At 66.9% G+C, this 4192-nt stretch carries 4 protein-coding genes; 1 reads left to right on the plus strand and 3 read right to left on the minus strand.

Features of this window, described 5'->3' with window-relative positions; genetic code table 11:
• Window positions 1-45 precede the first annotated feature (45 nt).
• Window positions 46-1689, minus strand: a complete 1644-nt coding sequence (locus JWQ89_RS06855; RefSeq protein WP_299639544.1) for an alpha-glucosidase family protein — start codon at window positions 1687-1689, stop codon at window positions 46-48.
• A 134-nt stretch (window positions 1690-1823) separates the two neighbouring features.
• Here JWQ89_RS06855 and JWQ89_RS06860 point away from each other — a divergent pair, with 134 nt between their 5' ends.
• On the plus strand, window positions 1824-2225 hold the full coding sequence (locus JWQ89_RS06860; RefSeq protein WP_299639546.1) for a DUF1761 domain-containing protein: 402 nt from the start codon (window positions 1824-1826) through the stop codon (window positions 2223-2225).
• A 171-nt stretch (window positions 2226-2396) separates the two neighbouring features.
• Here JWQ89_RS06860 and JWQ89_RS06865 read toward each other — a convergent pair whose 3' ends face one another.
• Together JWQ89_RS06865 and JWQ89_RS06870 are read right to left on the minus strand one after the other, a co-directional pair.
• Window positions 2397-3179: an SDR family NAD(P)-dependent oxidoreductase gene (locus JWQ89_RS06865; RefSeq protein ID WP_299639548.1), complete on the minus strand. Its 783-nt coding sequence runs from the start codon at window positions 3177-3179 to the stop codon at window positions 2397-2399.
• A gap of 2 nt (window positions 3180-3181) precedes the next feature.
• The gene (locus JWQ89_RS06870) at window positions 3182-4111 is read right to left on the minus strand and encodes a 2-hydroxyacid dehydrogenase (RefSeq protein WP_299639550.1); all 930 of its coding nucleotides are present in this window, start codon (window positions 4109-4111) and stop codon (window positions 3182-3184) included.
• Window positions 4112-4192 lie beyond the last annotated feature (81 nt).

Below are 4192 nucleotides of genomic sequence, written 5' to 3' on the forward strand. Positions count from 1 at the left end.
GGGGAGGGGTCAGGGGTGGGGGTCCACAGCCACCGGTTGATGTGGCTAGCGCTTCTTCCGTCGCCCGCCATAGGCCACCTTCATCTCGCCCGAAAAGAACGCAAAGCCGTTCGCGGCGAGTTTCAGCCGGCTCTTCCGGCGCTCGGCGCCGTGGGAGAGGTCCATTGGCTCGAGCCCCTCGCCGCCTTCGAGCGTCACCGTGATCGGTTCGGCCGAGAGGTTGAAGAGGGCGGTGATGGTTTCGTCCTTGCCGGTGCGGCGGAAGGCGAGGAGCGGTTCGGCGACCTTGAAGAAGTCGATGTCGCCGGTGGCGAAGACCGGGTGGGCGCGGCGGAAGGCCAGCGCTTGGCGGTAGAAGTTCAGTGTCGAGTCGGGGTCGGCGTTCTGGCCGGCGACGTTGAGCAGCGAATGCGCCTCCTTGACCGGTAGCCACGGCTTGCCGTTCGAAAAGCCGTTGGGCGCCTCGCCTTCGTCCCACGGCATCGGGGTGCGGGCGCCGTCGCGGCCCTTGTATTCGGGCCAGAAGCGGATGCCGGGCGGGTCGGTCAGCTCCTCGAACAGGATGTCGGCCTCGGGCAGGCCCAGTTCCTCGCCCTGGTAGATGCAGACCGAGCCCTTGAAGCTCAGGAGCATCGCGGCGGCCTGGCGGGCGAGGTCGGCGGAGTTCTGCGCGTATGGGGCCCAGCGGGTCATGTGGCGGATGACGTCGTGGTTGGAAAAGCTCCAGCACGGCCAGCCGTTCGGGGCGCCGGCGAAGAATTTGGCCATCTTGGTGCGGAAGTGTTCGGCGGTGAATTCGGGGCCGAGCATGTCGAAGGTATAGGCCATGTGCAGCTTGTCGCCGCCGGAGGTGTATTCCTCCATCAGCTGCAGGCCGCGATGGCTGTCGCCGACTTCGCCGACGGTGGTGGTGCCCGGATACTGGTCGAGCAGCTTTCTGACGCGCTTCAGGAACGTGACGTTCTCGGGCTGGCTCTTGCCGAAGCGGTGGTCCTGCATGTCGTAGGGATTGACCGCGTAAGGCAGGTGCTTGGGACGGCGGGCGGGGGGGTTATTCCGCAGCTGCTTGTCCTGGAAATAGTAGTTGACGGTGTCGAGCCGGAAGCCGTCGACGCCGCGCTCGAGCCAGAAGCGCATCACGTCGAGCACCGCATCCTGCACATCCGGATTGTGGAAGTTGAGGTCGGGCTGCTCGATGAGGAAATTGTGGAAGTAGTATTGTCCGCGCGACGGGTTCCATTCCCAGGCGCGGCCGCCGAACACCGAGGGCCAGTTGTTGGGCGGCGAGCCGTCGCGCTTGGGGTCGGCCCAGACATACCAGTCGGCGCGCGAATTGGTGCGGCTGAGCTTGCTCTCGCGGAACCAGGGGTGCTGGTCGGAGGAGTGGCTCAGCACCTGGTCGATGATGACCTTCAGCCCCAGCGCGTGGGCGCGCTTGATGAGATCGTCAAAGTCCTCGAGGCTGCCGAACAGGCGGTCGACATCCTTGTAGTCGGAGACGTCGTAGCCCATGTCGCGCTGCGGCGACTGGTTGATCGGCGAGAGCCAGATGGCATCGACGCCGAGGCTCGCGATATGATCGAGCCGCCGCATGATGCCCGGCAGGTCGCCGACGCCGTCGCCGTTGCTGTCCTGAAACGAGCGCGGATAGACCTGATAGATCACCGCGCCGCGCCACCATTCCGTCATTGAAGTCTCCGCCGATTTGAGCGCCCGCACTGTCGCGACGGCGCGCCGGAAAGGCAACCGCTATCGGGACATGGCGGTTCCCTCGGTTCGGCGCTAGCATCGGGTCGGCGCGCGGGGCGCCGAGGGGGACTCAAATGCTTCCGATCAACTGGTGGGCGGTGATCGTCGCGGCGATCATCCGCATGGTGGTGGGCTTTGCCTGGTACTCGCCGCCGGTGCTACTCAAGCCGTGGCAGGCGCTCACCGGGGTGACGCCCGAGAGCATGCGCGCGGGACTGGGCAAGGCGATCGTCGTCGATATCGTGGCTTCGCTGATCACGGCCTTCGCGCTGGCCAACATCATCGTCGCGTCGGGGATCACCGATTGGCTGAACGGCGCGCTGGCCGGGTTCTGGGTGTGGCTCGGGTTCCAGGCGACGCTGCTGGTATCGCTGTGGGGCTATGAGAACCGGTCGCTGCGGCTGATTGCGATCAACCTGGGCAACAACTTGATCGCGCTGGTGCTGATGGGGGCGTTGCTGGCGGTTTGGCGGTAGGGCGAACCGCCGAGGGGCTGGCTGCTGTGGACCCCCACCCCTGTCCCCTCCCCCTAAGAAAGAATGGGGAGGGAGGCGAAAACGCTGGCGTCGGTGTTCTGGGTCTCCCTCCCCCTGTTGAGGGGGAGGGGACAGGGGTGGGGGTCGGCGCGCACCAGCCTTGAATGTGGGCTATCCCTCGTACGCCACCGACGGCATCTGCGTGGCATATTTCCCGCCCGAGCAGTCGATCGAGGCGCCGGTGATGTAGCCGGCCTGGTCGGAGGCGAGGAAGCAGATGAGGTTGGCGACGTCCTGCGGGTCGCCCCAGCGGCGCAGCGTCAGGGTGTCGAGTAGCCGCTGCTGGCGCGCGTCGGGGAGGCTCGCGTAGCCGTTCATCTCGGTGGGGATCATGCCCGGCGAGTAGGAATTCACCGTGACGCTGAACGGCCCGAGTTCGCCCGCCAGCACGCGGGTGAACTGCACCACGGCGGATTTCGAGGCGGCATAGGCAGCGCTGCCGATCGAGGGGATGATGGCGGCGAACGAGGCGGCGTTGATGATGCGGCCGGCGCTCTGGCGCTGCATGATCGGGGCCACCGCCTGGCACATCAGGAACGTGCCCTTGGTGTTGGTGTCGAAATTGGCGTCCCAGATCGCCTCGGGCAGCTTGTCGATGCGGGCGCCGGAGGCGACGCCGGCATTGTTGACGAGGATGTCGACGCGGCCGAGCTGTTCGTCGATGGCCGCCACGGCGGCGGTCACCTGGGCCGGCTCGCGCACGTCGCAGAGGACGCGGAGCCCGGGCCAGCCGGCCTCGGTCCACTCTATCGCCGCGTCATCCAGCAGGTCCTTGCGGAAATCGAGGATGGCGACCGTGACGCCCTCGGCGGCGAGAGTCCTGGCGATGACCCGGCCGATGCCGCGCCCCGCTCCGGTGACGATCGCGACCTTGCCCTTCAAATCGATCAGCATGATCACACCACCGCGCTGGGGAGCGGTTCGCCGGCGAAATGCGCGACGAGGTTGGCGACGACCAGGTCGCCCATCTTGTTGCGGGTCTGATGCGTGGCGCTGCCCTGGTGCGGGGAGAGGACGACGTTGTCGAGGCTGAACAGCGCCTCGGGGACGTTGGGCTCCTTGTCGAACACGTCGAGGGCGGCGCCGCCCAGTTGCCCGTTGGTCAGCATTTCCACCAGCGCCGGTTCGTCGACGAGGCTGCCGCGCCCCATGTTGACGAGGTAGCCCTCCGGGCCGAGCGCGGTGAGCACCTCGCGCGAGACGATCCGTTCGGTGCTCTTGCCGCCGGGCGCGATCAGCACCAGCCAGTCGGCGTCGCGGGCCATGTCGAGGAGGTTCTGGTAGTAGAGATAGGGCTCGTCCGGCTGCCGGTGGCGGCCGTGATAGATGACGCGCATCTTCATGGCCTGGGCGCGGAGCGCGATCTCCTTGCCGATGCGGCCGAGCCCGAGGATGCCGACGGTCTTGCCGTTCAGCTCGGACTGCAGACGGTAGCCGACCCGCGCCCACTTGCCCTGGCGCACGAACTGGTCGGCCTGCGGCAGGCGGCGGGCGAGCGCGATCATCAGGCCGATGGTGATCTCCGCCATGGCGTCGTTGAGGACGTTGGGCGTGTTGGTGACGCGGATGTTGCGGGCCCGGGCGGCCGTGGTGTCGATCGAGTCGTAGCCGACGCCGAAATTGGCGATGATCTCGAGCTTGGGGAGCTTGTCCATCAGCGCGCCATCGACATTGCCGCCGGCGATGGCGCGGATGCGGGGGGCGATCTCGGCGATCAGCGCCTCCTTGTCGGCGGCCTCGTGCAGCTTGTGCACGGTGTAGCGCGCCGCCAGCTCCCGTTCGCAGCGATCGAGCAGCTTGTGTGTCTGGAGAATCTCTTCCGGCATGGTCCCATCCCTGTGTGCGGAGGTGTTTTAGGGGGGAATTGGGCGGGGGTGAAGCCGACATTGGTGGCAGAGGGGAGATCG

The organism is Devosia sp. (genome assembly GCF_028290645.1).
Taxonomy (GTDB): domain Bacteria; phylum Pseudomonadota; class Alphaproteobacteria; order Rhizobiales; family Devosiaceae; genus Devosia_A.

Excerpts from the sequence above, each read along its gene's own strand:
- JWQ89_RS06855 (WP_299639544.1), bottom strand. The coding sequence starts at position 1,689 with ATGACGGAATGGTGGCGCGGCGCGGTGATCTATCAGGTCTATCCGCGC.
- JWQ89_RS06860 (WP_299639546.1), top strand. The coding sequence starts at position 1,824 with ATGCTTCCGATCAACTGGTGGGCGGTGATCGTCGCGGCGATCATCCGC.
- JWQ89_RS06865 (WP_299639548.1), bottom strand. The coding sequence starts at position 3,179 with ATGCTGATCGATTTGAAGGGCAAGGTCGCGATCGTCACCGGAGCGGGG.
- JWQ89_RS06870 (WP_299639550.1), bottom strand. The coding sequence starts at position 4,111 with ATGCCGGAAGAGATTCTCCAGACACACAAGCTGCTCGATCGCTGCGAA.